General features: G+C 68.5%; 16 protein-coding genes and 2 pseudogenes. 6 read left to right on the forward strand and 12 right to left on the reverse strand.

Going from position 1 to position 14,198, the window contains the following annotated elements:
- Positions 1-5: 5 nt before the first annotated feature.
- The 3 genes from AQ610_RS04665 to hemN form a co-directional block, all read right to left on the reverse strand.
- The gene (locus AQ610_RS04665; RefSeq protein ID WP_006025543.1) at positions 6-659 is read right to left on the reverse strand and encodes a protein-L-isoaspartate O-methyltransferase family protein; all 654 of its coding nucleotides are present in this window, start codon (positions 657-659) and stop codon (positions 6-8) included.
- A gap of 107 nt (positions 660-766) precedes the next feature.
- Positions 767-1,024 (reverse strand): hypothetical protein, encoded by a 258-nt coding sequence (locus AQ610_RS04670; RefSeq protein WP_006025544.1) that lies wholly within the window; start codon positions 1,022-1,024, stop codon positions 767-769.
- Positions 1,025-1,087: 63 nt separating this feature from the next.
- Positions 1,088-2,482: an oxygen-independent coproporphyrinogen III oxidase gene (gene hemN, locus AQ610_RS04675; RefSeq protein ID WP_006025545.1), complete on the reverse strand. Its 1,395-nt coding sequence runs from the start codon at positions 2,480-2,482 to the stop codon at positions 1,088-1,090.
- Positions 2,483-2,506: 24 nt separating this feature from the next.
- On the opposite strand from hemN, the gene AQ610_RS38325 reads away from it, so the two are divergent.
- The 4 genes from AQ610_RS38325 to AQ610_RS04690 all read left to right on the forward strand — a co-directional run bounded on the left by AQ610_RS38325 (position 2,507) and on the right by AQ610_RS04690 (position 4,480).
- The gene (locus AQ610_RS38325; RefSeq protein ID WP_006025546.1) at positions 2,507-2,623 is read left to right on the forward strand and encodes a hypothetical protein; all 117 of its coding nucleotides are present in this window, start codon (positions 2,507-2,509) and stop codon (positions 2,621-2,623) included.
- A gap of 42 nt (positions 2,624-2,665) precedes the next feature.
- Positions 2,666-2,995, forward strand: coding sequence for a YkgJ family cysteine cluster protein (locus AQ610_RS04680; RefSeq protein WP_009913347.1), 330 nt, complete (start codon positions 2,666-2,668; stop codon positions 2,993-2,995).
- On the forward strand, positions 2,992-3,573 hold the full coding sequence (locus tag AQ610_RS04685; protein WP_043282338.1) for a DUF1439 domain-containing protein: 582 nt from the start codon (positions 2,992-2,994) through the stop codon (positions 3,571-3,573). The genes AQ610_RS04680 and AQ610_RS04685 overlap by 4 nt, the downstream gene beginning before the upstream one ends.
- A 76-nt stretch (positions 3,574-3,649) precedes the next feature.
- Positions 3,650-4,480 (forward strand): undecaprenyl-diphosphate phosphatase, encoded by an 831-nt coding sequence (locus tag AQ610_RS04690; protein ID WP_006025549.1) that lies wholly within the window; start codon positions 3,650-3,652, stop codon positions 4,478-4,480.
- Between the two features lie 150 nt (positions 4,481-4,630).
- Here AQ610_RS04690 and trmB read toward each other — a convergent pair whose 3' ends face one another.
- Positions 4,631-5,428: a tRNA (guanosine(46)-N7)-methyltransferase TrmB gene (trmB, locus tag AQ610_RS04695; RefSeq protein ID WP_043282463.1), complete on the reverse strand. Its 798-nt coding sequence runs from the start codon at positions 5,426-5,428 to the stop codon at positions 4,631-4,633.
- A 420-nt stretch (positions 5,429-5,848) separates the two neighbouring features.
- Positions 5,849-5,974, reverse strand: a pseudogene (locus AQ610_RS37185) (short-chain dehydrogenase/reductase); the annotation flags it as partial.
- A gap of 28 nt (positions 5,975-6,002) precedes the next feature.
- Here AQ610_RS37185 and AQ610_RS37190 point away from each other — a divergent pair.
- A pseudogene (locus AQ610_RS37190) lies at positions 6,003-6,122 on the forward strand (AraC family transcriptional regulator); the annotation flags it as partial.
- Positions 6,123-6,156: 34 nt separating this feature from the next.
- Here AQ610_RS37190 and AQ610_RS04705 read toward each other — a convergent pair.
- Genes AQ610_RS04705 through AQ610_RS04735 form a run of 7 tightly spaced genes read right to left on the reverse strand, consistent with a single transcriptional unit; the run spans position 6,157 to position 13,002 of the window.
- Positions 6,157-7,203, reverse strand: a complete 1,047-nt coding sequence (locus AQ610_RS04705) for an ABC transporter substrate-binding protein (RefSeq protein ID WP_009913343.1) — start codon at positions 7,201-7,203, stop codon at positions 6,157-6,159.
- Positions 7,200-8,351 (reverse strand): NAD(P)/FAD-dependent oxidoreductase, encoded by a 1,152-nt coding sequence (locus AQ610_RS04710; protein WP_006025552.1) that lies wholly within the window; start codon positions 8,349-8,351, stop codon positions 7,200-7,202. Before AQ610_RS04710 ends, AQ610_RS04705 begins: the two co-directional genes overlap by 4 nt.
- Entirely contained in the window at positions 8,344-9,783 is a 1,440-nt protein-coding gene (locus AQ610_RS04715) for an FAD/NAD(P)-dependent oxidoreductase (protein ID WP_006025553.1), read from the reverse strand. Before AQ610_RS04715 ends, AQ610_RS04710 begins: the two co-directional genes overlap by 8 nt.
- A complete protein-coding gene (locus tag AQ610_RS04720; RefSeq protein ID WP_006025554.1) occupies positions 9,780-10,133 on the reverse strand; it encodes a (2Fe-2S)-binding protein in 354 nt (117 codons plus the stop codon). The genes AQ610_RS04715 and AQ610_RS04720 overlap by 4 nt, the downstream gene beginning before the upstream one ends.
- Positions 10,133-10,927 carry an ABC transporter permease gene (locus tag AQ610_RS04725; RefSeq protein ID WP_006025555.1) on the reverse strand — a complete coding sequence of 265 codons (795 nt, stop codon included), beginning with the start codon at positions 10,925-10,927 and terminating at the stop codon, positions 10,133-10,135. Before AQ610_RS04725 ends, AQ610_RS04720 begins: the two co-directional genes overlap by 1 nt.
- Positions 10,924-11,919 carry an ABC transporter permease gene (locus tag AQ610_RS04730; protein WP_043282342.1) on the reverse strand — a complete coding sequence of 332 codons (996 nt, stop codon included), beginning with the start codon at positions 11,917-11,919 and terminating at the stop codon, positions 10,924-10,926. Before AQ610_RS04730 ends, AQ610_RS04725 begins: the two co-directional genes overlap by 4 nt.
- Positions 11,920-13,002, reverse strand: coding sequence for an ABC transporter ATP-binding protein (locus tag AQ610_RS04735; protein ID WP_006025556.1), 1,083 nt, complete (start codon positions 13,000-13,002; stop codon positions 11,920-11,922).
- Between the two features lie 294 nt (positions 13,003-13,296).
- Between AQ610_RS04735 and AQ610_RS04740 the strand changes: the two genes are divergently transcribed.
- A complete protein-coding gene (locus tag AQ610_RS04740) occupies positions 13,297-14,196 on the forward strand; it encodes an IclR family transcriptional regulator (protein WP_015602013.1) in 900 nt (299 codons plus the stop codon).
- Positions 14,197-14,198 lie beyond the last annotated feature (2 nt).

A 14,198-nucleotide genomic window follows, 5' to 3' on the forward strand; every position in this document is an offset into this window, starting at 1 on the left:
TCGTCTCAGAACTTGAAGCGCGACGGCTCGATCGCGTTGACGAGGTGGTCGACGTAGGTTTCGAACACGTCGGCGACGCGGTACTGCTTGTCGTCGATGCGCGTGATGATCTGCGCCTTCATCACCGGCCGGCCGCCGACGAACGCCGCGAGGCGGCCGCCCACCTTCAGTTGCTCGAGCAGTTCCTGCGGGACGACGGGCAGGCCGCCCGACACGCAGATCACGTCGTACGGCGCCTTCGCGGGCCAGCCGCGCGAGCCGTCGCCGAGCACGACTTCGGCGTTCGTCACGCCGTTCTTCTTCAGGTTCTCTTCGGCGAACTTCGCAAGATCCGGATCGATCTCGACCGTCGTCACGCGCTGGCCGCGCGCGGCCAGCAGCGCTGCCATGTAGCCGGAGCCCGCGCCGATCTCGAGCACGTTCTCGTGCTTCTTCACCGCGAGTTCCTGCAGGATGCGCGCCTCGACGCGCGGGAACAGCATCTTCTGGCCGTTCGGCAGCGGCAGCTCGACGTCGGCGAACGCCAGGTCGCGATACGCGGCCGGCACGAAGTTCTCACGCTTGACGACCGACAGCAGGCTCAAGACGTCTAGATCCAGTACATCCCAGGGGCGGATCTGCTGTTCGATCATGTTGAAACGTGCTTTTTCGATATTCATGGTGTCATGCGGGCCGGGTCGGCCGTCAGCGAGGGGACGAAAAACGCTCGGATTGTACCAAACGGGGTCGAGGTCTTGCCTTCAGAATGCCTGCGTGCCCGAAGCGGCTAGCGCTTGCTGTTCTTGATCTGCTGCTCGAACGCGACGTCGAGCTTGCTGACCTTGCGCGGCTTCTTCGGGCCGAGGCCGTCGACGAACGCGACGAAATCCTCGAGCGGCAACGGCGCGCAGAGCTTCTCCGCGGCGCCGCCCGAGCGGTCGACGAGGTAGAAGAGGCCGCCCGGCATGCCGACCGCCGAATACTGCGGGTTGCCGGTGCGGGTTTTCAGGCGTTCGACCGCGCGGGTCGCTTGCGTGGTGCGCATCGTGCGTCAAAAACGAAAGTGCGGTGAAGCCGACACTTTATCAACAACGCGGGCCGAACGCGCTCAGACGGTCTTCGAGTAGCGGCTTTCGGACGCGCCCGACAAATACGCGTCGAACACCATCGCGATGTTGCGCACGTAGAGGCGTCCGGCCGGATGAATCGTCAGATGATCGGCGCCGATCGACAGCATGCCGTCGCGCTCGAAGCCGCGCAGCGTGTCGAGCTCGCGCGCGAACTTGTTCGCGAAGCGGATGCCGTACGCGGCCTCGACGTGCGAGAACGGCAGCACGAGGTTGCACATCAGATGCGTGATCACGTCGCGCCGCAGCCGGTCGTCGGCGGACAGCGTTACGCCGCGCACGATTGGCAGCCGCTGGTCGGCGAGCGCCGCGCCGTAGCGGGGCAGATCCTTCGCATTCTGCGCGTACACGTCGCCGACCTTGCCGATCGACGACGCGCCGATGCCGATCAGATCGGCGTCCGCCTGCGTGCTGTAGCCCTGGAAGTTGCGCTGCAGCGTGCCGTTGCGCTGCGCGCGGACGAGCTCGTCGCCCGTGCGCGCGAAATGGTCCATGCCGATGTACACGTAGCCCGCGCGCGTGAGCTGCTCGATCGCGAGGCCGAGCAGCGCGATGCGCGTCGCGGGCGGCGGCAGTGCGGCGCCGTCGATCTGGCGCTGCATCTTGAACAGATGCGGCATGTGCGCGTAGCCGAACACGGAGAGCCGGTCGGGCTCGAGCTCGACGATCGTGTCGAGCGTGCGCGCGAAGCTCGACACCGTCTGGTGCGGCAGCCCGTAGATGAGGTCGATGCTGATCGAGTGGTAGCCCGTCGCGCGCGCGGCGCGCACGAGGTCGGACGTCATCTTGAGCGGCTGCACGCGGTTGATCGCGCGTTGCACGTCGGGGTCGAAGTCCTGCACGCCGAGGCTCACGCGGTTGAAGCCGATCGTGCGCAGATGGACGAGCGTCGCGGGCGACGCGGTGCGCGGGTCGATCTCGATCGAGAATTCGCCGGTGCGGTCCGACGCGAGCGTGAAGTAATCGCGCGTGGCCGCCATCAGCTCGGTTGCCTCGGCGTTCGACAGGAAGGTCGGCGTGCCGCCGCCCCAGTGGAGCTGCGTGACGGTCCGTTCGGGATCGAAGAGCGCGGCCTGCAGCGCGATCTCGTGCTTCAACTGATCGAGATACGGCCGCGCGCGCTTGCGGTTGCGCGTCGCGATCTTGTTGCAGCCGCAGTAGAAGCACGCGGTCGCGCAGAACGGAATATGGAAATAGAGCGACAGATCGCTCGCCGACGCGCCCGGATCGGCCGCCGCGCGGATGTAGTCGGCGGGATCGAAGTTTTCGCGGAACTGCGGGGCGGTGGGGTAGGACGTATAGCGAGGGCCGTTCGCCATGTACTTGGCGAGCAGGTCGGGGCGAAACAGCGCCTCGGACGGAATCGGCTGCGTCATGCTGGAAGCTCGAAGTCGTGCTCTGTGACGTCGACCAGTATAGGAACCGGCGGTTTCATTGAATTGTGTAATAACGTCGCAGCGGCGGATGGCACAATACGGCGTTCGCGCGCGACTGCCCGCTTGCCGGGCGTTTCGTGACGATTGGCGGTGATTGGCGTGGATTTTCGGATATTTGATGTGATGATTGGTGAAATTGCCGCGAGTTCGAGGGAAACGTCCGCGCATGCGTGCCGCGAAGGCTGCGGCGCGTGCTGCATCGCGCCGTCGATCTCGAGCCCGATTCCCGGCATGCCGGACGGCAAGCCGGCCGGCGCGCGCTGCGCGCAGTTGCTCGACGGCGAGCGCTGCGCGATCTTCGGCCGGCCCGAACGCCCCGCGTGCTGCACGGGGCTGCAGCCGAGCGACGAGATGTGCGGCGCGTCGCGCGCGAGCGCGCTCGCGTGGCTCGCCCGGCTCGAAGCCGACACGCGGCCCGCCGCACCGCTTGCCTCAGCAGGAGATTCAGCATGACCCACATGAGCGCGCCGGGCCGGCGCCGCTTCCTGATCGCCGCGTGCGCGGCCGCGGGCGTTACCGTGTCGCTTGCCGCGTGCGCGTCGACGTTTCCGTTCATCCCCGATCACTACACGTTCTCGCAAGGCGACGTGCAGCGCGCGGTCGCCCGCAAGTTCCCATACCAGAAGACGGTCGCGCAGGTGATCGACGTCGCGCTCGCGAATCCGGTCGTCGGGCTGCTGCCGGACCAGAACCGCGTCGCGGTGCGCCTCGATGCGCGCTTCGAGAGCCCGTTCCTGCGCGCGCCCGTCAACGGCAAGTTCACGGTGTCGGGCCAGCTCGCGTACGACGCGCCGAGCCGCTCCGTCGTGCTGAAGACGCCCGCCGTCGATAGCGTGAACGTCGACGGCGATGCGCAACTGTACACGCAGCAGATCAGCGCGGCGGCGGGCCTGCTCGCGACCCAGTTGCTGACCAACTATCCGATCTACACGTTCAAGCCGGAGCAACTGCAATTTGCCGGCGTGAATTACGAACCCGGTACAATCACAATTCTTACAAACGGCATACGCGTGGCGATCGTCGAGAAATGACGTCGCGCCGCGCGCGGCCGGAGCGGCCGCGGCGGTCTCGTGGCCTCGGTTGATTCACTTCGGAAGCGGGCCACGGATGGACTGGATACTGATTTGCAAAGCGCTGGCGCTCGGCATCGTCGAGGGGCTGACTGAATTCCTGCCGGTATCGAGCACCGGCCACCTGATCGTCGCGGGCAGCTTCCTGCGCTTTCATCCTGAGCAGGCGAAGACATTCGACGTCGTGATCCAGTTCGGCGCGATTCTCGCGGTGTGCTGGGAATACCGCCGCAGGATCGTCGACGTCGTGACCGGGCTGCCCGCGCAGCGCGAAGCCAGGCGGTTCACGATGAACGTCGTGATCGCGACGATCCCGGCGGTCGCGCTCGCGCTGCTGTTCGAGAAAACGATCAAGTCGGTGCTGTTCGCGCCGGTGCCCGTGGCCGTCGCGCTCGTCGTCGGCGGCGCGGTGATCCTGTGGGTGGAGGGGCGGCAGCGCGAGCGGGGCGAGCCGGCGCGCGTGCAGTCGATCGACGCGCTGACGCCGCTCGATGCGCTGAAGGTGGGCCTCGCGCAGTGCTTCGCGTTGATCCCGGGGATGTCGCGATCCGGCTCGACGATCATCGGTGGAATGCTGTTCGGCCTCGAGCGGCGCGTCGCGACCGAATTCTCGTTTTTTCTCGCGATTCCGGTGATCTTCGGCGCGACGCTGTACGAAACCGCGAAGGACTGGCGCGCGTTCAACGTCGATTCGGTCGGGCTGTTTGCGATCGGGCTCGTCGCCGCGTTCGTCAGCGCGTTCGCGTGCGTGCGCTGGCTGCTGCGCTACGTGGCGTCGCACGATTTCACCGTGTTCGCGTGGTATCGGATCGTGTTCGGGCTGTTCGTGCTGCTCGTCGGGTATAGCGGCTGGATCGAGTGGACCTGAAGTCCGGCGTTCCGGCGGCCGTTCTGCTGCGACGCATTGCCCGGATATTCGTCGATCGCGGCGGCGAGCGTGCCGCCGCCGTTGCGGGCTTTCAGTTCGACCGGCGGGCATGCCGGTCGACGCCGCGCCTAGCGCGCGCGGCGTCGCGCGTCAGTCCGCGCGCTTCTTCCTGAACACGAGATCCCATACGCCGTGCCCGAGCCGCAGACCGCGGCGCTCGAACTTCGTCACCGGACGATAGTCGGGGCGGGGCGCAAAGTCTTGCGCGGTGTTTTCGAGCGACGGCTCCGCGCTCAGCACCTCGAGCATCTGCTCCGCGTAGTTCTGCCAATCGGTCGCGCAATGCAGGTACGCGCCCGGCTGGAGCCGGGCCGCGAGCTGCGCGACGAATGTCGGCTGGATCAGCCGGCGCTTGTGATGGCGCGCCTTGTGCCACGGGTCCGGGAAGAAGATGTGCACGCCGTCGAGGCTGCCGGGCGCGATCATGTGCTCGAGCACTTCGACCGCGTCGTGCTGGACGATCCGGATGTTCGACAGTCGCTGCTCGCCGATCAGCTTCAGCAGCGCGCCGACACCCGGCTCGTGCACCTCGACGCCGATGAAGTCGTCGCCCGGGCGAAGCGCGGCGATCTCGGCCGTCGACGCGCCCATCCCGAAGCCGATCTCGAGCACGCGCGGCGCGCGATGGCCGAAGATCGCGTCCCAGTCCGGCAGTGCGTTGTCGTATGGGACGACGAAGCGCGGGCCGAGCTCGTCGATTGCGCGGCGCTGGCCAGTGGACACGCGGCCGGCGCGCGTGACGAAGCTGCGGATGCGGCGCAGATGAAGCGGGTTCGATTCGTCGTCGGCGTGGCCGGTGGCCTGAGCGGCGTCGGTTGCCGAAGCGGGGGCGGCGTCGTTGGCGTCGTCGTGCGGCACGCCAGGGGCGTTCGGGTCGTCGTGGGTCATCGTGACAATGAAAGGCGAGGGGCGGGCCGGATGCGCGGCGCGCGACGGCGTCGCGTTCGACGGGCCGCCCGTACTGCGTATGAAATACGAAAAAGCCGCCTTCGACGAGGCGGCTTCGCATGCTCCGGCGACGGAGGGCATCCATAGCCGGGGAGGTGGAGCGGGCGATGGGAACATAACGCTGCACCCAACCCATTGATTAAAAAACAGTTTCTTTCTGTTCGCTCAATGGGGCAAGGCCGTATTATGTACCGGCCGGTCCTTTTTCGGCAAGTCAGGCTGTCTGCTGACATCCATCGACGGCTACTCACTGCGGCCAAGGCTTGCTTGGTCTGCATCTCAGGATGCGGACCGAGAGCAGGTTCTCGCGGTTCATGTCAGCGGCGAATTCAAACTATCGGCATTGCAGCGAATGCAGCTTCAGCTTCGGGGCCGGCTCGCCTTGGACCAGCTCACGGCGTCGGCCCCGGCCGGGATTCGCAGGGGGCTCGACGGATCGTTCGCCGGGCGCCACACCGCTTCGGCCACGTCCTGCGCGTGTGTGATAAAGCTCGCGTACCGTTGCGATCGGGACGAACTCGGGCGCCGCAACGAAGGCCGTGCCGCCGAGATAGCGCAGCGGGTTGGCTACAGTTCCGCCAGCACCTTCGGCGGCGCCTTCATGCGACACGTCGGCCGGCCGCCTATACAGTAGGCGCGCGAGGAGCGGGTGGCCGGGGCCATCCCGCTTACCGCTCGATCTGCCGATTCCAGCGCGTATCCCACTGCGCGCGGCGCGCGTTGATCGCCGTCCAGTCGACCACCGTCACCTTGCGCACGAGATCGTCGACGTTGCCCAGGCTCTGCTGCATCGCCGCCGGCATCTTCGCGAGACGGTTGGTCGGGATCTGCTTGCCGGCTTCGGCGGCCTTCGTCTGTGCCGGCGCGGACAGCAGGAACTGCGCGAGCTTCTGAGCCAACTGCGGATCGGGATTGTTCGCGACCACGCATAGATCGACGAGCAGCAGCACCGGCCCTTCCTTCGGGTTCACATACGCGACCGGAATGCCCTTGTCCTGCAGGTCGCCGACGGCCGTCGGCGTCAGCGGGAACAGCCCGGCTTCACCCGTCTGCACCATCTCCGAGATCTTCGCCGAGTTCGGGATGTATTCGACGACGTTCGGCCCGACCGTGCTCGGCCACTTGCTGAAGCCGGGCTCGACGTTCTGCTCGTTGCCGCCGAGCAGGCGGTTGATCGCGAGAAAGCCGTGCAGCCCGAACGTGCTGCTCGACGCGGACTGGAACACGACCTTGCCCTTGTATTTCGGGGCGGCGAAATCCATCCACGAAGCCGGCGGCGTCCAGCCTTTCTCCGCGAACAACTTCTTGTTGTATGCGATGCCGGTCATGCCGAGTTGCACGCCCGCGCCGACGTCGTCCTTCATCCGCGCGAACGGATACAACTCCTTCAGCGCCGGCGAATCGTCGAGCTTCTGACACACGCCGAGGCTGACCGCGCGCGCCATCACGCCGTCGTCGAGGAACGCGACGTGGATTTGCGGCTTGTTGCGGTTCGCGAGCAGCTTCGCGAGCACGTCCGACGACGTGCCGGGCACGATGACGACCTTTACGTTGTTCGCCTTCTCGAAGTCGGGCAGCACCTGGCTCGTGTAGGCCTTTTCCATCGGTCCGCCGTTCATGCCGACGTAGATCGTCTTCATTTGCGCGAACGCAGGGGCGCTGACGCACGTTACGCAAAGCGCGGCGGCGGCCGCGATCGTCCGGAGCAGTTTCATCGTTGGGTTTCCTCATGGGGGAAAGGGGCGGTCGGCGCGGCTTGCGGCGCAAAGCGGCCGATCGAGAATGCGTCGAGCGGCGTGGCGGTTTCGCCTGTCGTGACGAGATCGGCGAGCGCGTCGCCGACGCCCGGCGCGAGCAGGAAGCCGCCGCCAGAAAAGCCGAATGCATGCAGCAGGCGCGGCGTCGTGCCGCTCGCGCCGATGATCGGGTTGTGATCGGGCGTGCAGCCTTCGACGCCGCTCCACGTGCGGATCAGCAGCGCGTCGCGCAGCGCGGGCAGCAGCGCGCACGCGTCGCGCATCACGGCGCGCGTCGTGTCGACCGACGGCTGGCCGAATTCGCCGTCGCCGCGCCCGCGTCCGCCGCCGATCACGCAGTTGCCGCGCGCGACCTGCCGCGCGTAGACGCCGCCGCCGTACACGCCGAGGTTGTGCGCGATGAACGGCGGCAGCGGTTCGGTCACCCACATGTTCGGGTAGATCGGCTCCATCGGCACGGCTTCGCCGAAGCGTGCCGCGATCGCGTTCGCCCAGGCGCCGGCCGAGTTGATCAGCCACGTCGCGGTGCACGCGCGGCCGGCCGCATGCAGATGGAAACGTGCGCCGTCGTGCCGGACGTCGTCGACGCTCGTGTGCTCGAACACGTCCGCGCCCGCCGCGCGGGCCGCGCGCGCGAACGCGGGCGATACGACGCGCGGGTTCGCGTGGCCGTCGGTCGCGCACAGCGAGCCGCCGAGCGCCGCGCGGCCGAGCCACGGATAGCGGCGGCGGAACGCGTCGCCGCGCATCACCCGCAGCGGCAGCCCGTGCTCGCCGGCGAGCGTTGCGTACGCGTCGAGCGCGTCGAGGTCGGCGTCGCTGCGCGCGAGCCGCAAGTGGCCCGACACGATGAATTCGCCGTCGATGCCGATCAACTCGGGCAGACGATCCCAGATGCGCCGCGCGCGCAGCGCGAGCGGCAATTGTTCGACCGGGCGGCCTTGGCAGCGCACGCCGCCGTAGTTCACGCCGCTCGCCTGCGCGCCGCAGTCGCGCCGCTCGAACAGCCCGACGCGCAGGCCGCGCCGGGCCAGCGCAAGCGCGGCCGCCGCGCCGACGAGGCCGCCGCCGACGATCGCGACGTCGTAATGCCGGGTCTCACTCATCGCGCGCCTCGTCCGGAATCGCCGCGACGTCGTCGCCCGCGAGCGCGGCCGCGATCGGAAACGGCTTCACGGGCGGCTGCGCGCGCAACCGGCCGACGTCGGCGAGCGGCCGGCCGGTTTCGGCGGCCAGCACGAGCGCGGCCGCGTCGCCGCACATGCGGCCCTGGCAGCGGCCCATCCCGACGCGCGTCAGCGCCTTCAGCCGGTTGAGCTCGGTCGCTTCGCCGCCGCGGATGCAGCGCCGCAGCGCGCCCGCGTCGATCTCCTCGCAGCGGCACACGATCGTATCGTCGGGGCAGCGCGCGGCTTCCTCGGCGGGCGGTGCGAACGCCGCTTCGAGGCCCGCGCGGAATGCGCCGATGCGAGCAAGCGTGCGTTCGAGCGTGGTCGCATCGGGTTTGCCGGACAGCGACGGAGACGCAGACGCGATGCCGGCGTCGTCGAGCAACGCGAGCGCTGCGCGCCGGCCCGATGCCTCGGCCGCGACGGCGCCTGCGATGCCCGCGCCGTCGCCCGCGACATAGACGCCGCGCACCGACGTGCGGCCGGCTGCGTCGCGTTCGGGCAGCCATGCGCGATTGACCGGATCGAAACGGAACCGGCAGCCGGCGAGATCGGCGAGTTGCGTTTCCGAACGCAGACCGAAGCCGAGACCGAGCGCATCGCAGTCGAGCACGCGCGGCGGCGCTTCGTTGCCGGCCGCGCGCCATGCGAGCCCCGTCACGTGCTGTTCGCCGAGCACGCGTTCGAGCGCGACGCCCGTTTCGATCGCGACACCGTGCGCGTGCAGCCAGCCGATGTAATAGAGGCCCTTCGCGAACGTTGACGGCATGCGCAGCAGCGCCGGCGCGGCGGCAGCCTGGCGGCGCAGCGGGCTCGTGTCGAGCACGGCCACGACGTGCGCGCCGGCCTTCGCATACTGATAGGCGACGAGATACAGCAGCGGCCCCGTGCCCGCGAACACGATGCGCCGGCCGATCGCGCAGCCCTGTGCCTTCAGCGCGACCTGCGCGCCGCCGAGCGTGTAGACGCCCGCGAGCGTCCAGCCCGGCACGGGCAGCATGCGGTCGGTCGCGCCGCTCGCGACGATCAGGTGCGAGAACGGCACGGTCACTTCGTGGCCGTCCTGCAGCGTGTCGACGCGGCCCGCGCCGCATGCCCACGCGAGCGTGTCCGGCCGATAGTCGACGTGCGGCAGCAGCGCGGCCATCGTCCGGTGCACCGCATCGGCCTTCGCGGCTTCGAAGCCATACAGCGTGCGCTTGCCGCGCGCGAAGCCGCCGTCGGCAGGCGGTTGACGGTAGATCTGGCCGCCCCAGCACGCGTTCTCGTCGATGACGACAGGGCGCAGCCCCGCGTCGACGAGCGCCTCCGCCGCGCGCACGCCGGCCGGCCCCGCGCCGACGATCACCGGTTGCAGCGCGTCGTTCATCGCGCGTCTCCGGTGATGGGCGGCCGCGCGCCGGTGAGAATCCGCATGCCGTCGGCGATCGGCGTCGAACAGGCGCGCACGCGCGCGCCCGCCTCGGTGCGCACCCAGCAGTCCTGGCATGCGCCGATCAGGCAGAAGCCCGCGCGCGGCTGGCCGCCGAATTCGCTCACGCGCACGCGGCGCTGCGCGACGAGGATCGCGGTGAGCACGGTGTCGCCGGCGAGCGCGTGCGCGGGGCGGCCGTCGAGCGTGAACGCGACGTGCGCACGCTCGCGCTCGGCGATGCGCACGAACTGCGCGCCGTCGGCCGTGGCTTCGGACGTGGTGGAACGGGAAACGGGAGTCGACATCAATGTTGACCGATCAGGATGCGGTTCAGGCCGTACACGCGATCGAGCAGCAGCATCGCGCCGGCGGTGATGAAGATGACGAGCGCCGACACTGACGCCATCATCGGGTCGATCGACTCGGTCGCATACATGTACATGCGCACGGGCAGCGTGACCGTTTGCGGCGACGTGATGAAGATCGACATCGTCAGTTCGTCGAAGCTGTTGATGAACGCGAGCAGCCAGCCGCCCGTGATGCCGGGCACGATCATCGGCAGCGTGATGCGGCGCAAGGTCGTCCACGGGTCCGCGCCGAGCGAGCAGGCGGCCTGCTCGACGCTGCGGTCGAGGCCCGCGACGGACGCGAGCACGAGCCGCATCACGAACGGCGTGATCACGATCATGTGCGCGAGCACGAGCCACGCGAACGAGCCAGTCGCGCCGATCAGCGCGAAGAAGCGCAGCAGCGCGATGCCGAGCACAAGGCCGGGGATCACGAGCGGCGACAGCAGCAGGCCGTTCAGGAACGCGCGGCCGGCAAACGTCGCGCGGCCGATCGCAAGGCCGGCGGGCAATGCGATCGCGAGCGACAGCGTCGCCGATGCGAACGCGAGCTTCACGCTGTTGACGAACGCGGTGACGAAGTCGGGGTAGTCGAGGATCGCGCGGAACCAGCGCAGCGACAGCCCGTGCGTGGGCAGCGTCAGCGTTTCGTCGGGCGTGAACGCGACGAGCACGACGATCGCGAGCGGCGCGAGCACGAACGCCATCACGAGCGTGTGGAACGCGAGGGCGAAGGGGCCGTTCTTGCTCATCGGGAGGCGCCCCCGAGGCTGCGCGCGTAGCGGCGTTCGAGCACGCGGTAGTAGGTGAGCATCACGATGAGGTTAGCCACCAGCAGCAGCACCGCGATCGTCGCGCCGAGCGGCCAGTTCAGCGAGCCGAGGAATTCGTCGTAGACGGCCGTGGCGGCGACCTTCAGCCGGCGCCCGCCGAGCAGGCCGGGGATCGCGAACGCACTTGCCGACAGCCCGAACACCATCAGGCTGCCCGACAGCACGCCCGGCACGAGCTGCGGCAGCACGATGCGGCGCAGCGTCGTGAACGGCGACGCGCCGAGCGACAGCGCCGCGTGCTCGGTCTGCGGATCGAGGCGCTGCAGCGCGGTCCATACGGGAATCACCATGAACGGCAGCATGACATGCACGAGCGCGATCACGATCGCGAAGGTCGTGTATTCGAGCTTGTACGGCCCAAGGCCGGCGAGCCCGAGCGCCTGGTTCACGAGCCCGTTCGTGTTCAGCAGCATGCTCCAGCCGAATGCGCGCACGACGACCGACACGAGCAGCGGCGCGAGGATCGCGAGCAGGAACAGCGAGCGCCACGGGTCGCGCATTTTCGACAGCACCACCGCTTCCGGCGTGCCGATCGCGATGCAGATCGCCGTCGTCAGCGCGGCGATGCCGAACGTGCGCGCGAAGATCGTGTGGAAGTAGGACGCGCCGAGCACTTCCGCATAGTTGCGAAGCTGGAACGCGGCGATCGGGCCCGTGGCCGGGTCGAAGCGGTAGAACGTGAGCACGAACGTCATCGCGAGCGGCACGAGCACGAGCGCGGCGAACAGCGCGAACGCGGGCGCGCACATCAGCCACGGCGGCGCATGCGCAGACCCTGTCGCACGCAGTGCGCGCGCGGCGGCGACGCGTGCGGGCACGAGGGCAGGCGCGGCATCCGCGGCGGCGGCCGGGCGCGCAAGGCCGGCCGGCGGCGCGCCGTCGGACGGCAACGGGCGGGAAGGCTGTCGCATTCAAGCCTCCCGGCGCATCACGCGCACCGCGTCGCTGCGCCAGTCGACGCCGACCGGCGCGCCTTCCGCGAGCGGTTCCGCGCCTTCGTTCTGGCAGCACACGAGCACCTCGCCGAGCGCGCTGTCGACGCGATATAGCCACTGGCTGCCGAGGAAGAAGCGGCTCGTGACGGTCGCCGCGAAGCGGCCCGCGCCTGGCGCGCACAGCCGCAGCTTCTCGGGGCGGATGCACAGCGACACGGCGTCGCCGACGCGCACGTCACGCTCGCGCGGCGGCAGGTGCGCGGTGCGGCCTGTTTCGGCGAGATCGTGCCCGAGGTCGATGCGGATCGCGTCGCCATCGTGCGCGACGACCGTGCCGGGCAGCAGGTTCGCCTTGCCGATGAACTGCGACACGAAATGGTTTTCCGGGCGTTCGTACGCGTGATAAGGCGTGTCGATCTGCGTGATGCGGCCCGCTTCCATCACGACGACGCGGTCGCTGATCGACAGCGCTTCCGACTGGTCGTGCGTGACCATGATCGTCGTCGTGCCGATCTTGCGCTGGATCGCGCGCAGCTCGAACTGCATGTCCTCGCGCAGCTTCGCGTCGAGGTTCGACATCGGTTCGTCGAGCAGCAGCACGGGCGGCTCGATCACGACGGCGCGCGCGATCGCGACGCGCTGCCGCTGGCCGCCCGACAACTCGCGCGGGAAGCGGTGCGCGAGCGTGTCGAGGCGCACGAGCGCGAGCGCGGCGCGGATGCGCTCGGCCCGCTCGGCCTTGTCGACGCCGCGCATGTCGAGGCCGAAGCCGACGTTCTCCGCGACGCTCATGTGCGGAAACAGCGCGTAGCTCTGGAACACGATGCCGAGCCCGCGGCGGTTCGGCTTCATCCGCGTGATGTCCCGCCCGTCGAGCGCGATGCGCCCGCGCGTCACGTCGACGAAACCGGCGATCATCTGCAGCGTCGTGGTCTTGCCGCAGCCCGAGGGGCCGAGCAGCGATACGAACTCGCCTTTTTCGACCGACAGGTTGACGTCGGCCACGGCGACGAGCTTGCCGAACGATTTCGTCAAGTCGGTTAGCGTGAGAAACGACATGGGGCGCTCCGGATTCGCGCATCGTGCGGCCGATGGGTCGTTGACGCGGACTCTAGCCAGCCATATTTCGGAGCGTCAATTTCGAATTCTGCTGAACGGGAGGAATTTTTGGAAAATTCCGGTGATCGGAATGAAACGGCAAGCCGCGTGCAAACCGTTCCGATGAGTGAAGGGCGCAAAGATCCGGAAATGCATGCGTCAATCCCGTGCACACCCGAATGCCCGCGAAATTTCGACACGGCGAGAATGGCGGCTACTGTATTCCGTTCAACGAAATCGCCGAGGAGCACCCGCATGCAGGAACCTCTTTCGCACGGAATGGCCGCCGCGGCGCGCTTGCCGGGCGACGACGCGCGCGCCGCCGATCCGGCCGGCGCGCCGGGCACCGGCATGCTGCAACGCGCATTCGCGATCCTGCGCGCGCTGGCCGGCATGCAGCAGGATGGCGTGCGCGTCACGCATCTCGCGAAGGCCGTCGGTCTCACGCAAGGCACCGCGCACCGAATCCTGCAATCGCTGATTGCCGAAGGGATGGTCGAGCAGGACGTACAGTCGAAGCTGTACCGGCTGAGCGTCGACTTCTTCGCGCTCGCCGCGCAGGCCGGCAACCCGAGCAGCATGCGCACGCTGTGCCGCCCGGCACTGCTGCGGCTGTGCGCGAGCCTCGGCGAGACGATCTTTCTGCTCGTGAAGAGCGGCTTCGACGCGGTCTGTCTCGACCTGTGCGAAGGGCCGTTCCCGATTCGCTCGTTTACCGGCGACATCGGCGGGCGCATCGCGCTCGGCGTGGGGCAGGGCAGCCTCGCGATCCTCGCGTTCCTGCCCGAAGCCGAGCGCGAGGAAGTGATCCGCTTCAATGTACCGCGCATTCGCGGCTACGGCGTGCTCGACGAGGTGTACCTGCGCACCGAGATCGAACGCGTGAGGCAACTCGGCTATGCGGGCCGCAACAGCGGCGTGCTCGACGGGATGGCTGGCGTCGCGGTGCCGATCCTCGATCGCACCGGCTATCCGGTCGGCGCGCTGAGCGTCGGCACGCTCGCGTCGCGCCTCGGCGACGACCGGCTGCCGATGGTCGTCGAACTGCTCAGGCGGCAGACCGATGCGATCGGGCCGCGCACCAATCCGTTCGACGCGGCGCTGCGGTGGCCGATGCATGGGTTGGCAGGGAGCGCGAGGACTTTTGATCGATGAAA

This window comes from Burkholderia humptydooensis (assembly GCF_001513745.1).
GTDB lineage: Bacteria > Pseudomonadota > Gammaproteobacteria > Burkholderiales > Burkholderiaceae > Burkholderia > Burkholderia humptydooensis.

Coding starts and splice junctions, on each gene's coding strand:
- AQ610_RS04705 (WP_009913343.1), bottom strand. CDS start 7,203: ATGAAACTGCTCCGGACGATCGCGGCCGCCGCCGCGCTTTGCGTAACG.
- AQ610_RS04680 (WP_009913347.1), top strand. CDS start 2,666: ATGATTGGTGAAATTGCCGCGAGTTCGAGGGAAACGTCCGCGCATGCG.
- AQ610_RS04670 (WP_006025544.1), bottom strand. CDS start 1,024: ATGCGCACCACGCAAGCGACCCGCGCGGTCGAACGCCTGAAAACCCGC.
- AQ610_RS04735 (WP_006025556.1), bottom strand. CDS start 13,002: ATGTCGTTTCTCACGCTAACCGACTTGACGAAATCGTTCGGCAAGCTC.
- AQ610_RS04740 (WP_015602013.1), top strand. CDS start 13,297: ATGCAGGAACCTCTTTCGCACGGAATGGCCGCCGCGGCGCGCTTGCCG.
- AQ610_RS04725 (WP_006025555.1), bottom strand. CDS start 10,927: ATGAGCAAGAACGGCCCCTTCGCCCTCGCGTTCCACACGCTCGTGATG.
- AQ610_RS04685 (WP_043282338.1), top strand. CDS start 2,992: ATGACCCACATGAGCGCGCCGGGCCGGCGCCGCTTCCTGATCGCCGCG.
- AQ610_RS04715 (WP_006025553.1), bottom strand. CDS start 9,783: ATGAACGACGCGCTGCAACCGGTGATCGTCGGCGCGGGGCCGGCCGGC.
- AQ610_RS04710 (WP_006025552.1), bottom strand. CDS start 8,351: ATGAGTGAGACCCGGCATTACGACGTCGCGATCGTCGGCGGCGGCCTC.
- AQ610_RS04690 (WP_006025549.1), top strand. CDS start 3,650: ATGGACTGGATACTGATTTGCAAAGCGCTGGCGCTCGGCATCGTCGAG.
- hemN (WP_006025545.1), bottom strand. CDS start 2,482: ATGACGCAGCCGATTCCGTCCGAGGCGCTGTTTCGCCCCGACCTGCTC.
- AQ610_RS04720 (WP_006025554.1), bottom strand. CDS start 10,133: ATGTCGACTCCCGTTTCCCGTTCCACCACGTCCGAAGCCACGGCCGAC.
- AQ610_RS04665 (WP_006025543.1), bottom strand. CDS start 659: ATGAATATCGAAAAAGCACGTTTCAACATGATCGAACAGCAGATCCGC.
- trmB (WP_043282463.1), bottom strand. CDS start 5,428: ATGACCCACGACGACCCGAACGCCCCTGGCGTGCCGCACGACGACGCC.
- AQ610_RS04730 (WP_043282342.1), bottom strand. CDS start 11,919: ATGCGACAGCCTTCCCGCCCGTTGCCGTCCGACGGCGCGCCGCCGGCC.